Below are 14,900 nucleotides of genomic sequence, written 5' to 3' on the forward strand. Positions count from 1 at the left end.
CTCCCGCTGGGTGGGCGGAGCCTCCACCCCATGACACTGGGTGGGCGGAGCCTCCACCCCATGACACTGGGTGGGCGGGCCCGGACGGGTTTGTCCACCGATCGGGGGACACCGATGTCATCCAGCACTCGGACCCGTAGGTGGACAGACCCGAAGGGATTTCGGGGCCATAGTTGTCTCATCACCGAAACACACGGTCACCGAGGCCGACAAATCGAGGAGAAACATCATGGCTACCAACACAATTCGACCCGAAGCAATTTCCTTCTCCGGCCTCAGCATGGCAGCTCTGGTCGCCCGCGCCGCCGGTGCAAACGCGGTGAAGTCGATAACCGACACTTCCGTCACGACGGCGATGATCAGCAATTCGGGCTTCGGGGCCCTGTATCTGGTCGACGCATCCAACCCGAACGGTGACTGGATCGTCCCGCCGGCCGACTACATCCTGCCGAACATGAACGTCAACGTGGTCGCCACGAGCAAGAATCAGAACGACTTCCCCGTCGTGCTCACGTACCGCTCCGACGACGGTGGAGTGTTTGTCTTCAGCGCCACCAACTCGAAGACCAGGGCAGATGCCGGCGGAACGTACGCCCCCGACGGCCACGACGTCACGGTGACGATGACCTCGGGTTACCCGGCCATGAACGTCACGTACGTACTGCGGTGACTCCCGTTCACTCCAACAGACCCTGCCGCATCGCGGCGGCGACGGCGGCGCCTCGATCGTTGACTCCGAGTTTCTCGTAGAGGCGCTGCACGTGGGTTTTGACGGTCGAAGGCGCAAGAAAGAGCTGGGAGGCGATGGTGGGGATACTGGCGCCCTGTGCGATCAATCCGAGAACTTCACGCTCACGGGCGCTGAGAGTCGGGCCGGACGGCTCGCTACGGCGACGCACCTCCCCCACCAGTCCGGCAGCGATGCTGGGCGGCAACACATCTCGGCCCGCGGCGCAGTCGAGCACGGCGCTCACGATCTCGGCCCGGGTGGATTCCTTCGGCAGGAATCCGGCAGCACCCGCCTGCAGAGCCTGATACACGACGGACGATTCGTCGTGAGCACTGAGCAGGAGCACCCTGGTCGGCAACTCGTCTCGAACCACTGCTGCTGCCACCTGGGTCCCGTCCAGGTGCGGCATCCGGAAATCGATCAGCGCCACCTTCGGGCGTAATTCCCGAATCATTGCGAGCGCAGCTGCGCCGTCGTCGGCCTCGCCCAGAACGTCGATGCGGTCACTGCCGGTCAGGGCCCGAACCACGCCCTCACGAAACAACGGGTGATCGTCGCCGACCACCACGGAAACCTTGCCGACCACCGGCTTCGTGCCTTCTCGCATTGCTCACTTTCTCACGCCCGTACCAGCAATGCGAGCACTTGCGCCTCCCCCGATCGGGGGACACGCGATTCAACCCCGCCACGGCCCCGTCGGCGGACATACAGCAGCCCTGATTCGCGACAAGATTGATTCATCGCCGAGAACGGCAACCACACACCAGCCCAGGAGCAGACATCATGCGTACCAACACCACTCGCTTCGTAGCAGTCACCGCGATCGCCCTCGCTCTCGGCGGAACCGCACTGGGAACCGCGGCGGTCGCCAACGCCGGCACCATGCCGACCGACGGCCCGACGGTTGCCATGACCATCACCAACAACACCGACAACCCGATGCTGCTGGACAGCGCGTCCAACCCCTACGGACAGTGGATCAACGGCCCCCGCTCCTACCTGGCTCCGCACACGACCGAAATCGTCACCGCCTACAGCAGCGATCCGCGCGGCATCGGTGTCGACGTCACCTACAACGTGGCCGACGGAGTCCAGACCGTCATGGCGGCCAACAACTACGCCGGCAACCCCACCCTCGACGGGACCCGCATCATCGGTGACCCGACGCACGTCATCCTCACCGACTACATGGCCACCGGCTACCCCACGATGAACGCCTCCTACGACGTCTTCACGCAGAACTGAACCGAGCGTTGAAGCAACCACGAACTTGATCCGCTACGGCCCACGACCCGGTATCCGCATGGATGTCGGGACGTGGTGTGCGCTGACCAACTCAGACGCGTTCGACCAACACGCAGCGGGCACCACTGAAGATCGTAGGCATGCACTTGTTGCAGTGGATGCACAGTGATTGGGTATCGGATTCGGCTGCGATCCGATTGATCAGATCCGGTTCTCTGAGCAGTGCCCGTGCCATGGCGACGAACTCGAACCCTTCCGCCATTGCGGTATCCATGCCCGCTTTGTCCGTGACACCGCCGAGCAGCACGAGCGGCAACTTCACCGCAGCACGGATCTGCCGAGCCTCTTCCAGCATGAACAGCGGCTTGTACGGATAGGCATGCAACATGCTCTTGCCCACCAACTGCACGCCGAGTCGAACAGGTTGCGGCATCGCGGCGGCAAACTCGCGGATCGGCGCATCGCCCTTGAACAGGTACATCGGGTTGAGCAGTGAGCTACCCATCGTCAACTCGAGCGCATCGACACTTCCGGATGCCTCGAGCCACTGCGCCACCTGGATTGCTTCGTCCACCCAGAATCCACCTGGCACACCGTCATCCATGTTCAGCTTGGCCAAGATCGCGATCTTGTCACCGACGGCGTCGCGCACACTGCGCGCAGTTTCGAGTACGACGCGAGCCCGGTTCTCGAGCGATCCGCCGTAGGAGTCCTTACGACGGTTGAGTTTCGGACTCAGGAACGAGCTCGCGAAATAGTTGTGACCGAAGTGGATCTCGACGGCGTCGAATCCTGCTTCGACGGCAAGTCGCGCAGCGCTCCCGTGCGCCGCCGCAATTCTGGTGATGTCCGCTGTGGTGGCAGTGCGAATCATCCTCATGCTCAACGGATTGAACGAACTCGACGGTGCCAGCGCAGGCAGTCCGGTCGACTTCTGATTCGCGACGGGGCCGGCGTGCCCGAGCTGCGCCGATGCTGCTGCCCCTTCGGCGTGAATGGCATCGGTGAGTCGTCGCAGTCCGGGGAGGGCATCGGGCCGCATCCACAGCTGGCCGTATTCGGTGCGCCCTTCCGGTGCGACGGCGCAATACGCGACGGTGGACATCCCGACTCCGCCGGCTGCCGGGCGGCGATGGAACTCGATCAGCTCGTCGGTGACCAGGGCGTCGGGAGTTTTGCCTTCGAATGTCGCGGACTTGATGATTCGATTTCGCAAGGTCACCGGGCCCAGCTTTGCCGGGGCGAGCACGTCGGGAGCAGTCATCAAGTTTGCCTCTCACAGGGGTTGTTTGCTGGACGGTAGATCGATGGTCCAGAGCTGGCCAGCCCCCGTGCCACGGAGCGGGAAAACAACTTCAGCCCGGCCGAGGTGGCCGGGCTGAAGTGACATCGGTGCAGATCAGATGCGTCCGAAGTACGCGTCCTTGAGCACTGCCAGGTCGTCGATGTCCTTGGCGTCGGCGTCGAGGACCACCTTGCCGATGTCGAGGACCGTCACGTGATCGGCGACGCTCATCGCGGCCTCCACTGCCTGCTCCACCAACAGAACAGCCAGGCCGGTTTCTTTGAGCTGCTGGACGCGGTCCATCACCTCACCGACGATCACCGGAGCCAGCCCGCCCGACGGTTCGTCGAGAAGGAGCAACCGCGGCTGCGCCATCAGCGCTGCGCCGATCGCGAGCATCTGCTGCTGACCGCCCGACATGGAACCGGCGGGAAGCGCACGCTTCTCCCCCAGGATCGGGAACATCTCGTACATGGACCCGACGGATTCCATCAGCTCGCCGCGCTTTGCCTTGCGGGTGTACCCGCCCAGCAGAAGGTTCTGCTCGACGGTCTGCTTGTGAAAGACCCGCTTACCCTCCTGCACGTACGCCATACCCTGCCGCACCCGCTTGTGGGCGGGAACTCCGGTGATGTCGGCACCGTCCATTTCGACGGTTCCAGAGGCCACCTTGTTGAGGCCGGACAGAGCACGGAGCGTGCTCGTCTTGCCTGCACCGTTGCGTCCGAGCAGGGCTGTCACCTGACCGGGATAGACGTCGAACGAGACATCCCAGACGACGCGCAGATCGCCGTACCCGGTCTGCAGGTTACGGACCTTCAGAATCGGTTCCATCACTTCACCTCGCTGGTCTGATGGTCTACCGCGCCGATTTCTTCGAGCAGCGCATCCTCATCACCGGACTTGACTCCGAGGTATTCGCTCAACACGCGCGGGTGATGTTCGATCGTCGCCGCATCGCCGGTGGCGATCACCTGCCCCTGCGCCAGCACCACGATCTCGTCGGCCAGCGAGAGCACGAGGCGGAAGTTGTGCTCCACCAACACCACTGTGGCCCCGGCATCACGCAGTACCCGGATCAGGTCCGCCAGGCGTTCGAGTTCGTCCTCGTCGAGTCCGGACGCAACCTCGTCGAAGAGTACGACCCTCGGCTCGGCGATGACGGCGCGAGCAACTTCGAGCATGCGACGCATCCCCAGGGGCAGCGACGTCGCGATCTCGTTGCGCAGGTGCGACATCCCCACGAGCTCGAGAACACGCTCGGCCTCGACGATGTCGGCCTTCGCGATCCTGCGGAAGCTGGGCAGGCGAAGCACAGCCGACGCCATCGACGCGCGGTGCACCGAATACCGTCCGGATGCAACAGCTTCCAGAACCGTGATGTTCTCCGGAATCGTCGGAGTTTGGAACGTCCGCGCCACACCCACGCGCGCCACCTTGTGCGGCGACGACTGCGAGACCACCGTGTCACCGATTGTGATCACGCCGGCGTCCGCGGTGTAGAACCCGCAGATCATGTTGAGCATGGTCGTCTTACCCGAACCGTTTGGCCCGATCAACGCGGTGACCTTACCTGCCTCTGCGGTCAGGGTTGCCGCATTGAGAGCCTGGTTGCCACCGAATGCCTTGGACACTCCGTCGACCACCAACCGTGCGCCGTTGATCGGCGCCAGTTCCGGTGTTCCGCCGCTGTTTTCCTTTGCGGTGACTACGCCCAGGCCGGCCCTGCGATCGAGTTTCGAGACGATCGCTCGCCCGACCTTGGTCAGCCCACCGGAGAGCAGCACACCGCCGATGATCAGGAAGCCTCCGTAGAAGATCAGCGAGTATTCCTGAAATGCCGTCGACTGGTTGGGACCGAGCTGCATGATCGCGGCACCGACTACGGCGCCGTACACACTTGCCGCACCGCCCAGGATGGATGCCGCCAGAACCGCTGTCGCAAAGGTGAACCCGAAGGCTTCCGGCGAGATGAACAGGTCGGTATTGGCGAACAACGCACCCGCCAGACCGGCCGGGAAGGCACCGATCGCATAGCCGAGCAGTTTCATCCGGAACACCGACACACCCTGCGACGACGCCAGCACCGGCGACTGCTTGAGCGTGCGGAACGCGATGCCGTGGCGCGAGACCACCAGGTTGCGCATCACCGCGAACCAGAGGACGGTGACCACGACAACCACCATGTAGTACTGCTGGGTGTCGAGTTCGGAGCCGAAGAGCGTCGGTGGCTCCATACCGGTGAGGCCGTTTCGGCCGCCGGTCTTGCCGCCGAAGATCGCCAGTACGTCCGGTACCAGCAGGACCAGGAAGAACGACGTCATCGCCAGGGACCAGTTGCCCAGTCGCAGACCGGGAACGCCGGTCAAGATGCCGACGCCCAATGCCACGGCACCGGCCGCAGCGAGCTGGACCAGGATGTCGGTGTGACCGGCCTGGGACATCAGACCCGCGGTGTATGCACCCGCCGCGTACATCGCGGCCTGGCCGAGCGCCAGTTCACCGGCAAAGCCGAGGCTCAGGTTCAGGCCGCTGACCACAAGTGCCAGGATGCAGGCCAATTGAATCTGCCGTGATGTCGACAGGTCGAGCCCCATCACGGGCAGCAGCAAGATCACTACCGCCAGGACCAGCGGGATGATCCAACTCGGAAGGGAACGGAAAGTCCGCCACGCGCTTACCATTTCACACCACCCGTTCTCGGACGTTGCCGAACAAGCCGGCAGGTTTGACCATCAAGATGATGATCAGCACCGTGAAGACGGCGATATTGCTGTACTGACTTCCCGCCCACAGGGCGGTGAACGATTCCACCAGGCCGACGGTCAGGCCGCCGATCAAAGCGCCTGGCAGAGAGCCGAACCCGCCGATCGCCAACGCCACGAATCCCTTGAGGGCCAGCGCGGCACCCAACGTCGCAACTGCAAACGTCTTGGGGCCGACAAGGAGTCCGAGGACACCGGCCAATGCACCCGAGAAGGCAAACGCACCCAGCGCCAACCGTCGTACATTGACTCCTCGCAGCATCGCCGCTTCACGATCCTCGGAGATGCCGATCAGAGCCAGACCCGTCATGGTCTTCTTCGAGACGTAACTCAACCCGATGACCAGTGCAATAGCCGCAACAAGCAGAGCGATCTCCACCGGGTAGGTACGGCCGCCGAGTAGGGTGATCGGTTCGTTCGATCCGAAGAACGGAACCGTGAGAGGTTCACTACCCCAAATCAATTGAGTTGCACCATTGAGCAGCGTGGCAACGCCAAGCGTGGTGACCAGCTGGTTCTGGTGATCGGCCACCGGTCTGATCGCGACGATCTCCTCGACCGAGGCGAGGAGCATCACGGTCACGGTTGCCATGACGGCCACCACGAGAACGGGAAGTTTCAGGGTCACGAGACCCGTGTAGGCGACGAAAGTGCCCACCATCATCAGCTGAGCTTGAGCGAAGTTGAACGTGTTGGAGGAAACGAAAACGATGTTGTACCCGATGGCAACCAGCACGTAGACCGCGCCGAGCGCCAATCCGGACCACAGAATGGTCATGACGCAGCCGGGTTTCCGAACTGACCGTTGAGGATCTTCGTCGGGCTGATGAACTTCAGCTCACTGGTATCCGGGTTCGGGCCGTGGTTGTCAGAGCTGAAGTTGTAGCGCGAGAGGAATGCGGTCTTGGCATTCTCCTGAACCTCTGCGGTTTCCAGTGCTTCGGCGAGTTTCTTCGGATCGGTCGAACTGCCGACCTTCTCCGCTGCTGCCGCGACGAGGGGGAATGCGTCGTAGTTGTCCGCGAGGATCAGCGTCGACGGGATCGAGCCCAGCGACGCCATCGTGTCCACCATCGTGTTGACGAGCGCGTTGTTCGGATCGAACACCGTGCTGGTGAACACCTGCGTCACCAGGTTCTTCACCTGCGGGGTGCCGAGCACACCGGCGGGCGGATCATTGGCGATGAGGTTAGTGGCAGAGACCGACGTGTTGCCGATCAACGGCACGTCCCAGCCGAGTCGCTCCAGGCTCTGCAACACGTATCCGAGCGGGGCGCCGTACGCGTCCAACGCGATTGCCGTTGCACCGGCATTCTTGAGGGACTGCAACTGCGCCGTCATGTCCAGAGCAGCGGCGTCGTATTCTTCGTTGCCGGCAGCCTTCAGACCGACCTTCTCGAGCGCACCGGTCATCTCCTCGCCGAAGAGTTCACCGTAAGCGGTACTACCGTGCAGGACTCCGACGCTGCTGTAGCCCTTGGTCTTTGCATACTCGGAGATGCCGCGAGCGGTGTCGGTCGCGCCCGGAGCCAGGTCGAAGTTCAGCGGGAACTTCGAGGGGTCCGTGGAATCGGGAGAAGGCGCCATGCTCAGCGAGAGGATGTTGTTCTGCTTGAGGATCGGGAGAACCGCAGCCGCGATCGACGAAGGACCCGAGTTGAGGTAGAGGTCAGGCTTGTTCCCCGAGTTGATGGCTTCGCGCAGCTTGGTGACAGCGATGGTTGCATCACCCGCGTCATCGACAGTGGTGAGCTCGATCTGACGGCCGCCGATGCCCCCGGCCTCGTTCTGGACCTGAACGCCGGCCTTCGTGGCCAGCAGGGAAGTCTGCGAGTTCGCCGCGAGAACACCCTGCGCACTGATCCCGCCGGTCAGCAGGACGCGGTACGGCGAATCCGCGCCACCTTCGGACTCCGAAGAACCACTACACCCCGCGAGAGCCAGAGCCGTCACGGCAACTGCCGCAACAAGAATGGGCCGACGATTCATGTCTGCACTCCTAGAACACATGTATGCACCGAACGTCAGGCGAATACCTGACGAAAGAAGGATCGGCCGGTGGGAACGCCTGATTTCGAGCACCAGCCAACCAAGCACCCGCTTGATGATCTAGCAAGCAGTTGCTTGGGTTGGAGCATAGAATGTGATCTGGATAACGTCAAACGCACAAAAGAGGAGTCATGGAAGCGGACGCTATGCATATTCGGGCGGCCTCGACAGACCGATTCCCGCTGGGTGGAAACGCCAAAACGGCCCCACGCCCTGCGGGATTCGATGAGGTGAATCCGAGCAGGGCGTGGAGCCGTTTGCGTAAAGGTCTGAACTATCGCTGGTTTCGTGGCTTCCAAACCACCAACGCGTTGTTGCGTGGAATCGGAACGAGGTCCCGGCGATAGCCCGCATGGACTTTCGCGATTTCCTCGGCCAGTTCGCGGACGCGATGCTGCAGAGCCTCGACCTGGTTGGTCAGTTCGATGATCCGTTTGATTCCGGCGAGGTTGACGCCCTCGTCCTGCGAAAGCCGTTGCACTTCACGCAGAAGCGCAACATCACGCGGGGAGTAGCGTCGTCCGCCACCAGTGGTTCGGTGAGGGGTGACCAAACCGAGTCGATCGTAGTTACGCAAGGTCTGCGCATGCATTCCGGCCAACTCGGCTGCCACCGAGATCACGAAGATCTGGGCGTCAGGATCGACCGTCGCATCCCATTGATTCTGCGGTCGTTCGGTCATCATGCACCGGCCCACCCGGCCCGTGGATCGAACCCGCTCGCCTTCTCGGCTTCGAGATAGGTCTTCAGCGCTTCGATCGCCGGGTCGTCCAACTTCTGCGGGACGGATACCTTGACGGTGACCAGAAGGTCGCCTGCCCCCTCGGGACGCTTGGGGATGCCGCGTCCGCGAACTCGCAGAATGCGTCCGTCCACCGTTCCGGCCGGAACCTTCACTCCGACACGGCCGTCCAGGGTCGGCACGGACAGTGTCGTCCCGAGCACCAGTTCGCCGTAGCTCACCGGAACCGTCAGCGTCAGATCGTCGCCGTTACGGCCGAAGACATTGTCCGGCTTGACGCGGATGTTGACGAACAGGTCACCCGCCGGAGCTCCGCGGAGACCCGCTTCGCCCTTGCCCTTGAGTCTGATTTTCTGACCGTCGCTCACGCCTGCCGGCACGCGAACCGTGATGGTCCGTGTCCGGTTGGTGACGCCGCTACCGTGGCAGTCCTCGCAAGGCGAGTCGATGATCGAGCCGGTTCCCCGGCAGTCGTCACACGGCTCACTGAATCCGAATGCGCCCTGGTTGCGGCTGACCACGCCGGTTCCGTTGCAATGCGGGCACACTCGCGGGCTGGTGCCCGGCTTTGCGCCGCTGCCGTGACACGTGGTGCACGACGTCGGGCTGGTCAGACGAAGTGGGACGGTGACACCGAGCGCCGCTTCGCGGAAGGCGAGCGTCGTCTCGGTCTCGAGGTCCTTGCCTCGACGCGGGCGGTTGGGCGCAGCTGTGCGCTGGCCCGCTCCCCCACGATTGAACAATCCGCCGAAGATGTCTCCGAGACCCGAGTCCTGCCCGCCGGCACCGCCGCCGAACAGGTCGTTGATGTCGAAACCACCAGCGCCGGGGTTGAATCCACCGCCACCTTGCGCACGGGGACCGAAGCCTCCGCTGGCAAAGAGGCGCCTGGCCTCGTCGTACTCCTTGCGCTTGTCCGGATCAGACAGAACGGCATGAGCTTCACTGACGGACTTGAAACGCTCTTCGGCCTTCGCATCGTCAGGGTTGGCGTCGGGATGAAGATCCCGGGCCAGCTTGCGATACGCCTTCTTGATTTCGTCGGCCGTCGCGGTGGACGAGACGCCCAGCTCCTTGTAGAAGTCCTTCTCGATCCACTCCCGTTGACTCACTGGGCGTCTCCTCCTCTCACTCTTACTTCGCTTCTTGTTCTGAACCGTCTGCAGGCTTGTCGCCTACCCGGTCCGTCACGGCCACCATTGCGGTCCGAAGGACCCGGTCGCCGAGCTTGTAACCCTTGCGCATGACCGTCCCGAGTACGGGGTCGTGGCCTTCGCCTTCATGCTGCACCGCTTCGTGGAGTGCGGGATCGAAATCGTCGCCCTCGTTACCGAAGTCGGTCAAACCCAGACCCGTCAGGGTCGTGTTGAGCTTGTCCGCGAGTGCACGCAGTGGACCTGATTCGAGGTCACCGTGTGCCCGAGCGCGATCCAGGTCGTCGAGGATTCCGATGAGTTCGGTGATGACCGAAGCTCGCGCGGTTTCCTTGATGACCTGCTTGTCACGCTCGACGCGACGACGGTAGTTGGTGAACTCCGCCTGAAGTCGCTGCAGATCCGCAGTTCGTTCGGCGAGCTGATCGGTGGCGGATGCTTCCTCCACGATCGACTCTGCTTCCTGAACTACCCCTGTGTCTTCCGAGTCGAGCGGCGGCAGGGATTCCCCCGCCGCCTCTCCCTGTGCACCGGTCTCGGGGTCGACCGGGTTGTTCTCGGAGTTGTCCGAGGTCACTTCTTGTCCGAGTCGGTGGGCTCGTCGACAACCTCGGCGTCGACGACGTCGTCGTCATTGCCTGCGCCGTCGGTGTTTCCGGCCTCGTTTGCAGCGGAAGCCTCGTAGATGGCCTGGCCCAGAGCCTGCGACTCGGTGCCCAGCTTCTCCACTGCGGTCTTCACTGCAGCGATGTCGGTGCCTGCCAGGGCGTCGTTGACGTCCTTGACCGCTGCCTCGACCTTGGTCAGGATCTCCTCGGAGACCTTGCCCGCGTTCTCACCTTCACGCTGCTCCTTGACGAACTTCTCCGTCTGGTGGACCAGCGACTCGGCCTGGTTGCGGACCTCTGCCTCTTCGCGACGGGCCTTGTCTTCCTCGGCGTGAGCCTCGGCGTCCTTGACCATGCGCTCGATCTCTTCCTTGGACAGACCGGAGCCGTCCTGGATCTTGATCGTGTTTTCCTTGCCGGTGCCCTTGTCCTTCGCCGTCACGTGCACGATGCCGTTGGCGTCGATGTCGAAGGTGACCTCGATCTGCGGAACGCCACGCGGGGCGGGCGGCAGATCGGTGAGCTCGAAGGAGCCGAGCAGCTTGTTGTGCGAAGCGATTTCGCGCTCACCCTGGAAGACCTGGATCTGCACCGAAGGCTGATTGTCGTCAGCGGTGGTGAAGGTCTCGGAACGCTTCGTGGGGATGGTGGTGTTGCGCTCGATGAGCTTGGTCATCACGCCACCCTTGGTTTCGATACCGAGGGAAAGCGGCGTGACGTCGAGGAGCAGAACGTCCTTGACCTCGCCCTTGAGCACGCCGGCCTGGAGTGCGGCGCCGACTGCGACGACCTCGTCCGGGTTGACACCCTTGTTGGGCTCACGGCCACCGGTCAGTTCACGAACCAGATCGGAGACTGCCGGCATACGGGTGGAGCCACCGACGAGCACGACATGGTCGATGTCCTTGACGGCGATTCCGCTGTCCTTGATCACTGCCTGGAACGGCGCACGGGTGCGATCGAGCAGGTCCGAGGTGATCTTCTGGAACTCGCTGCGGGAGAGCTGCTCGTCCAGGAAGAGCGGGTTCTTGTCCGCGTCGACCGTGATGTACGGGAGGTTGATGGAGGTGCTCTGCGAGCTGGAGAGCTCGATCTTCGCCTTCTCCGCAGCCTCACGCAGACGCTGCAGGGCCATCTTGTCCTTGGTCAGATCGATGCCGTTCTGAGCCTTGAACTTGTCGACCAGCCAAGCGACGACGCGCTCGTCCCAGTCGTCGCCACCGAGGTGGTTGTCACCGGAGGTTGCGCGAACCTCGACGACGCCGTCGCCGATTTCGAGCAGGGAGACGTCGAAGGTGCCGCCACCGAGGTCGAAGACCAGAATGGTCTGCTCGGTGTCACCCTTGTCCAGTCCGTATGCCAGTGCAGCCGCGGTGGGCTCGTTGACGATACGAAGGACGTTGAGGCCGGCGATCTGGCCGGCTTCCTTGGTTGCCTGACGCTGTGCGTCCTCGAAGTATGCGGGGACGGTGATGACGGCGTCGGTGATGTCTTCGCCGAGGTAAGCCTCCGCGTCACGCTTGAGCTTCATGAGCGTGCGGGCGCTGATTTCCTGCGGCGTGTACTTCTTGCCGTCGATTTCCACGTTCCAGTCAGTGCCGATGTGGCGCTTGACGGAGCGGAGGGTGCGGTCGACGTTCGTGACTGCCTGGTTCTTCGCGGGCTGACCGACGAGAACCTCGCCGTTCTTGGCAAATGCGACCACCGAGGGGGTGGTACGTGAGCCTTCGGCGTTGGCGACCACTACGGGCTCGCCGCCCTCCAGCACTGCAACTACCGAGTTGGTCGTACCGAGATCGATACCGACTGCACGAGCCATAGTGTTCCTACCTTTCGTTCTGCGGTTCTCTGCCCGAGTGGTTGATCTCGAACATGACCGCGAGTTTTTCGCTTGGTGAGCGTCCTCCGCTCAAGTTTGCCTCCGACGTGGCCGGGAGTCAACTTGAAGTTGAGCCGAGGGCGCTCAAGCTTGTCGAAATGGTCAACTACAGCCCACGTAGATTTGTTCCCGCCTTCCCCGAAAAGCCGAAAAAGTGCGCCACATCACTTCCGAATCTCTCCGAATGGCTACGATCGGCCGGTGACCGATCCCGACAATTCTCCCGTTCGACCTGCTCGACCGGCGCCGGCGCGCCCGGCACCCGAGCGACCCGACGTCTCGGTTCGGCCGCTCCGACCTGCAGCGAACGACGAGATACCCAAGGCCGTGACCTTGTCCACCTCTGCCTGGATCGGCTCGTTCGTCGTCCTGGCCGGTATCGCCGGAGTGGTAGTCACCAGCCTCGACGACGTCCGGTCAGCCCTCGAAGAATCGACTGCGCGCGACAATCCCGGATACTCGTCCACCGACATCTCCGATGCCGTGACGGTCGTCCTGGCCGGCAGTGGCGGCGGCGCTCTCGTCCTGATCCTGCTCGCACTCATGAGCCTTCAACTCCTCCGTGCCCGCAAGAACGCCGGGCGGGTGATGACGGCGATCGTCGGAGCCCTCAGCATCGCGGCCGGACTCGGCTTCATGTCTCTGGTCGACGGCGCCGCGGATATCGGCGCCGGAGTTCTGAGATGGGGTCCGATTCTCTACTGCGTCCTTGTAGCAGTGGCGGCGATCGCTCCGTTTGCTCCCGGTGTCAGCACCTGGCTGCGAGTACGCCGATGAAGGTTCACGTACAACTCGACTCCGCGCCGGGCGCGGGCGCTGCTCGCAGCCGTGAACTCGCGGAGACCGGCGCCGGTGGCCTGTTCACCTTCGAGGGACCACACGACGTGTTCTTCCCGCTCGTCGAAGCGGCATCGGCCGTCGACCTCGACCTGATGACCAACGTCGCCATCGCATTCCCCCGCAGTCCCATGCATCTGGCGCATTCGGCCAACGACCTACAGTTGCTCAGTCGCGGCCACTTTCGCCTCGGTCTCGGATCGCAGATCAAACCGCACATCGAAAAACGCTACAGCGCAACGTGGTCGCGTCCAGCGGCCCGCATGAAGGAGACGGTCGCAGCGGTCAAGGCGATCTTCACGGCGTGGGAGAACACCTCGACGCTGAACTTCCGCGGCGAGTTCTTCACCCACACTCTGATGCCCCCGACGTTCGATCCAGGCCCCAATCCCTATGGACCGCCGCCCATCCTGATGGGTGCGCTCGGACCGGTGATGACCCGGACGGCGGCGGAGGTGGCCGACGGACTCCTGGTCATGCCGTTCCACACGCAACGCCATTTCCTCGAACGAACACTTCCGGCCGTCGATGCCGGCCTCCGTGAATCCGGCCGCACCCGAGACGAATTCACGATCATCCCGCAGGTCATCGTCGGCGTCGGCCGCGGCGACGATCAACTTGCCGCGGCCGCCCGAGGCGTCCGAGCCCTGCTCTCGTTCTACGGTTCGACGCCCGCATACCGTCCGGTGCTCGACGTCGAAGGGTGGGGCGAGGTCCAACCGGAACTCAATGCCCTGTCGAAGCGAGGTGGTTACGCCGACATGGCATCACTGATCACCGATCCGATGCTGACCACACTCGCCGTCGTCGGCACCCCCGAAGAGTGTGCCGCCGAGATTCGGCGGCGGTTCGGCGAGCATGCCGACGAAGTGTGCTGCTACTTCCCGGGTTACGACGTAGAACCGTCAGACGTGGCGTCGATGATCTCGCTTCTCACCTGAACCTGGTCGAACTTCCTGATCAGGCCCCCAAGGTACGGGCCAGCTCGGTCAACGACTCCCGGGCAGCACGCAGGCTCGCGTCACCCTGCTCGATCAGCGGTGCCATCGCCGGAATACGCTGCGCCAAAGTCAGTTCCGCGGTGATGACGGAGACATCCATTCCCATCGACACCCCGAGCACCTGAACGAGTGGCGGGACGGTGTGATCGTTGGCCTCGTTCCCCGAGCCCGGTGCATAGGTGTTCCCACGGCTGGACACGATCACCACGGGCTTACCTGCGAGCGGCTGAGTACGCGTGTCGAAAGGCACCGTAGTCCCCAGGACGTGCACGTAATCTATCCACGCCTTCAACGTCGACGGGATCGACCAGTTGTACATCGGCGCGCCGATCACGACTACGTCTGCAGCGGTAAGTTGCTCGAGGACCCGAGCCTGTAGTGCTTCCGCGGCGGGATCCGGAATCTCTCCCTCGACCCGCAAGCGTGGTGCATAGTGCAGGGCCGCGTCCGCGAGGTGCGGCAAGGGATCCCGGTGCAGGTCCACCGTCACCGTCGTGTGATCCGGACTGTTGTTCGACCACTGCTGAGCGAACAGGGCGGTCAGTTCACGAGAGGTCGAGTTGTGGAGTTCGGCAGACGAATCGATGTGAAGTAGTTGTGGCATC

The 14,900-nt window shown here is 63.1% G+C and carries 15 protein-coding genes; 4 read left to right on the plus strand and 11 right to left on the minus strand.

The annotated features are described in order from the left end of the window. The first annotated feature begins 229 nt into the window (after positions 1-229). Positions 230-670, plus strand: coding sequence for a hypothetical protein (locus QMA15_RS12140; protein ID WP_019749394.1), 441 nt, complete (start codon positions 230-232; stop codon positions 668-670). A gap of 7 nt (positions 671-677) precedes the next feature. Here QMA15_RS12140 and QMA15_RS12145 read toward each other — a convergent pair whose 3' ends face one another. Then, a complete protein-coding gene (locus QMA15_RS12145) occupies positions 678-1,337 on the minus strand; it encodes a response regulator transcription factor (protein WP_019749393.1) in 660 nt (219 codons plus the stop codon). Positions 1,338-1,513: 176 nt separating this feature from the next. Here QMA15_RS12145 and QMA15_RS12150 point away from each other — a divergent pair, with 176 nt between their 5' ends. Continuing rightward, positions 1,514-1,975, plus strand: a complete 462-nt coding sequence (locus QMA15_RS12150) for a hypothetical protein (RefSeq protein WP_019749392.1) — start codon at positions 1,514-1,516, stop codon at positions 1,973-1,975. 91 nt (positions 1,976-2,066) lie between these two features. Here QMA15_RS12150 and QMA15_RS12155 read toward each other — a convergent pair whose 3' ends face one another. The 9 genes from QMA15_RS12155 to dnaK form a co-directional block, all read right to left on the minus strand. Next, positions 2,067-3,242 carry an NADH:flavin oxidoreductase gene (locus QMA15_RS12155; protein WP_024487410.1) on the minus strand — a complete coding sequence of 392 codons (1,176 nt, stop codon included), beginning with the start codon at positions 3,240-3,242 and terminating at the stop codon, positions 2,067-2,069. Positions 3,243-3,374: 132 nt separating this feature from the next. Continuing rightward, positions 3,375-4,094, minus strand: coding sequence for an ABC transporter ATP-binding protein (locus tag QMA15_RS12160; protein WP_021334265.1), 720 nt, complete (start codon positions 4,092-4,094; stop codon positions 3,375-3,377). Beyond that, a complete protein-coding gene (locus QMA15_RS12165; protein WP_019749389.1) occupies positions 4,094-5,944 on the minus strand; it encodes a branched-chain amino acid ABC transporter ATP-binding protein/permease in 1,851 nt (616 codons plus the stop codon). The genes QMA15_RS12160 and QMA15_RS12165 overlap by 1 nt, the downstream gene beginning before the upstream one ends. A 1-nt stretch (position 5,945) precedes the next feature. Continuing rightward, a complete protein-coding gene (locus QMA15_RS12170) occupies positions 5,946-6,803 on the minus strand; it encodes a branched-chain amino acid ABC transporter permease (RefSeq protein ID WP_019749388.1) in 858 nt (285 codons plus the stop codon). Then, positions 6,800-8,014, minus strand: a complete 1,215-nt coding sequence (locus tag QMA15_RS12175) for an ABC transporter substrate-binding protein (RefSeq protein ID WP_019749387.1) — start codon at positions 8,012-8,014, stop codon at positions 6,800-6,802. The genes QMA15_RS12170 and QMA15_RS12175 overlap by 4 nt, the downstream gene beginning before the upstream one ends. A gap of 334 nt (positions 8,015-8,348) precedes the next feature. Beyond that, positions 8,349-8,756, minus strand: a complete 408-nt coding sequence (locus tag QMA15_RS12180) for a helix-turn-helix domain-containing protein (RefSeq protein WP_020906601.1) — start codon at positions 8,754-8,756, stop codon at positions 8,349-8,351. After that, positions 8,756-9,928, minus strand: a complete 1,173-nt coding sequence (gene dnaJ / locus QMA15_RS12185; RefSeq protein ID WP_019749386.1) for a molecular chaperone DnaJ — start codon at positions 9,926-9,928, stop codon at positions 8,756-8,758. Before dnaJ ends, QMA15_RS12180 begins: the two co-directional genes overlap by 1 nt. A gap of 22 nt (positions 9,929-9,950) precedes the next feature. After that, on the minus strand, positions 9,951-10,547 hold the full coding sequence (gene grpE, locus QMA15_RS12190) for a nucleotide exchange factor GrpE (RefSeq protein WP_019749385.1): 597 nt from the start codon (positions 10,545-10,547) through the stop codon (positions 9,951-9,953). Then, a complete protein-coding gene (gene dnaK / locus QMA15_RS12195) occupies positions 10,544-12,397 on the minus strand; it encodes a molecular chaperone DnaK (RefSeq protein WP_019749384.1) in 1,854 nt (617 codons plus the stop codon). The genes grpE and dnaK overlap by 4 nt, the downstream gene beginning before the upstream one ends. 261 nt (positions 12,398-12,658) lie before the next feature. Between dnaK and QMA15_RS12200 the strand changes: the two genes are divergently transcribed. Both QMA15_RS12200 and QMA15_RS12205 read left to right on the plus strand, forming a co-directional pair. Continuing rightward, positions 12,659-13,234 (plus strand): hypothetical protein, encoded by a 576-nt coding sequence (locus QMA15_RS12200; RefSeq protein ID WP_021343221.1) that lies wholly within the window; start codon positions 12,659-12,661, stop codon positions 13,232-13,234. After that, positions 13,231-14,235 (plus strand): TIGR03617 family F420-dependent LLM class oxidoreductase, encoded by a 1,005-nt coding sequence (locus tag QMA15_RS12205; RefSeq protein WP_019749382.1) that lies wholly within the window; start codon positions 13,231-13,233, stop codon positions 14,233-14,235. The genes QMA15_RS12200 and QMA15_RS12205 overlap by 4 nt, the downstream gene beginning before the upstream one ends. 19 nt (positions 14,236-14,254) lie before the next feature. On the opposite strand, the gene QMA15_RS12210 is transcribed toward QMA15_RS12205, so the two are convergent. Next, a complete protein-coding gene (locus tag QMA15_RS12210; protein ID WP_113682294.1) occupies positions 14,255-14,899 on the minus strand; it encodes an NAD(P)H-dependent oxidoreductase in 645 nt (214 codons plus the stop codon). Position 14,900: the final 1 nt, after the last annotated feature.

It is taken from the genome of Rhodococcus sp. APC 3903, assembly GCF_030407755.1.
Classification (GTDB): Bacteria; Actinomycetota; Actinomycetes; order Mycobacteriales; family Mycobacteriaceae; genus Rhodococcus_F; species Rhodococcus_F erythropolis.